3 protein-coding genes are annotated in these 2,334 nt (G+C 63.7%); 1 reads left to right on the top strand and 2 read right to left on the bottom strand.

Annotated elements, in window-relative coordinates:
- Nucleotides 1-126 (bottom strand): GTP-binding protein (locus tag WBB85_RS12255; RefSeq protein ID WP_245813843.1); only part of this gene is annotated, 126 nt, incomplete at its 3' end.
- Between the two features lie 88 nt (nt 127-214).
- Nucleotides 215-820 (bottom strand): hypothetical protein, encoded by a 606-nt coding sequence (locus WBB85_RS12250; protein WP_432638893.1) that lies wholly within the window; start codon nt 818-820, stop codon nt 215-217.
- A gap of 116 nt (nt 821-936) precedes the next feature.
- Here WBB85_RS12250 and WBB85_RS12245 point away from each other — a divergent pair, with 116 nt between their 5' ends.
- Nucleotides 937-2,301: a cytochrome P450 gene (locus WBB85_RS12245; protein WP_432638892.1), complete on the top strand. Its 1,365-nt coding sequence runs from the start codon at nt 937-939 to the stop codon at nt 2,299-2,301.
- Nucleotides 2,302-2,334 lie beyond the last annotated feature (33 nt).

The following is a 2,334-nucleotide window of genomic DNA, read 5'->3' as shown; positions in this document are numbered from 1 at the left end:
ATAGGCCTTGAAATCACCGAAATACTTCGTGATCGCTGCCGTCAACGTCGTCTTGCCGTGGTCAACGTGACCAATGGTCCCGATGTTCACATGCGGTTTGTTCCGTTCAAACTTTGCCTTTGCCATGTCGCGGGCGCCTCGTGCTTAGGGGGGCCACCGGGCCCCAAGTCTACATCGCGCGCTGGGTATCGGCTGGCTGCGGAAAAATCAAGCGTCAGTTGCCTGTGGGGGCAGGAACGACCCCGGAACCCATGGTGGCGGCAAGGGCTGCACGGGCACCCGACGCTTCGGGCGTGAACCAGGCCGCGTTCTCGACCAGCCAGTCGTTGATCAGCCGTGCCGCATTCGCAGAAAGGTTCGCCATCTGCTCCTCCTTGCTCTGGGTCAGGCCCGAACCGATGACGGTGCCGCCTGAGAGACTTTCCAGCACCGTGAACTGCTTCGGCTCGGCATTGATCTTGCGCTGCGCGGTGTCGTCCCAGACATTGACGGTGATCGCCAGCACGGATTTCGGGCTGAGCACCAGCGGCACGCCCGGCACGGCGAGCGCATAGGCATCGACCCCGACACCGATATGATAGAGTTTCTCTCCCTCATAGCGCCCCATCCGCGCGTCGATCGCAGATTTCAGCGTGGTTTCCCATTCCTCGGCGGTTGCCTTGCGCGACGGTCCGACCGGTTTGGCATTCTTGGCCACGACGACATTGTAGCCCAGCGCGAAATCGCCGAAATCCTTAGGCGGCTGCGAAAGATCGTCCCGGGCACAGGCCGACAAAAGGACCGCCGCAACAATCCCAGAAAACAATGCGCGCATCCCCATCGGGTCCTCCGGCCATTCAACATTGGGGCCCAGACTTACCCGAGCCCGCGCGGCGCGGCAATCCGACCGCTTGGCGGATGTCCCGCACGCATTATATTGAACGCGGAGGTACACGCATGGATGGCACAGCCCTACCGCCGCGACACCCGGTCCGCGTTCCGCTGCATAACACACCACTTGGTGTCTGGGCATCGTTCCGCACCGGCCAGCGCAATGTTCTGGAACTGATCCCCGAAATCGCAACCCATCAGCCGATGATCTCGGGGCGGACGGTCAAGCGCTGGCACATGGTCATGGATCCCGGCGCGAATCGCCGCATTCTGAAGGACGCGGTGGAGGATTATCCGAAATCGGATGTCACCAAGCTGATCCTGCGCCCGGCCATCGGCGAAAGTCTGTTCATCGCCGAGGGCGCGCATTGGCGCTGGCAGCGCCGGACGGCCGCACCGGTCTTTTCGGTCCGCAACGTTCAGGCGCTGGCCCCGGTGATGACCTCGGCCGCGGAACGGGCGGCGGAACGGATCGCGGCACAGACGGGCCGCGCGGCGAACCTCTTTGACGAAATGGTCGCAACGACATTCGAGGTGATTTCCGACGTGACCTTTTCGGGCGGCGAAACCTTTGACCGCAATGCCGTGCACCGGGCCATCGACGCCTACATTGCCGGTTCCGCACGGGTGTCCTTCCTTGACGTGATCGGTGCACCAATGTGGGTGCCGCGCCCGTCGCGGCTCTTTTCCGCCCCGGCGATGCGGGCGATGAAGGCGATGGCCGATGGCGCCGTCGATCACCGCCGCGAAACTGGCGCGCATGAAGTGCCGGACCTTTTGGACCTGCTGCTGGAGGGGGAGGACCCCGAAACCAAGCGCAGGATGAACACCGCCGAACTGCGCGACAATCTTCTGACCTTCATCGTCGCGGGCCATGAAACGACCGCGCTGACGCTGGCCTGGGCGCTTTATCTTTGTGCCTTCGAACCCGAAGTGCAGGACCGCGCCCGGAAAGAGGCCAAGACGGTTCTGGGGGGGCGGGCGGCGACCGTGGCCGACCTGCCGCAGTTCACCTATATCCGCCAGATCGTCGATGAGGCTCTGCGCCTATACCCGCCCGCCGCCTTCCTGTCACGGACGGCAAAGGCGCATGACACGCTGTGCGGTCGTGAAATCCGGCCGGGCGATACGGTGATGCTGCCGATCTATGCTTTGCACCGGAACCATGCGCTCTGGCCCGACCCCGACCGGTTCGACCCGGACCGGTTCGCGGATCCGGCAAAGATCGACCGTTTCGCCTATCTGCCCTTTGGCGGTGGCCAGCGCATCTGCATCGGCGCCTCTTTCGCCCTGCAAGAGGCGGTGATCATCCTCGCCACGCTTCTGGCGCGCTTCCGCTTCACGCCCGTTCCGGGCCGCGAGCCGAAGCCCGTGCTGATCCTGACCCTGCGACCCGAGGGCGGCGTCTGGCTGAATGTCGCCGAAGACTGAGCAGGTTTCTGATATTTTCCCCCTGCCATAACC

The organism is Albidovulum sp. (assembly GCF_049646345.1).
Classification (GTDB): Bacteria; Pseudomonadota; Alphaproteobacteria; order Rhodobacterales; family Rhodobacteraceae; genus Albidovulum.
Note: the sequence above shows the minus strand (reverse complement) of the source record. Positions and strands in the feature narration are given on the sequence as shown.

Excerpts from the sequence above, each read along its gene's own strand:
- WBB85_RS12250 (WP_432638893.1), bottom strand. The coding sequence starts at position 820 with ATGGGGATGCGCGCATTGTTTTCTGGGATTGTTGCGGCGGTCCTTTTG.
- WBB85_RS12245 (WP_432638892.1), top strand. The coding sequence starts at position 937 with ATGGATGGCACAGCCCTACCGCCGCGACACCCGGTCCGCGTTCCGCTG.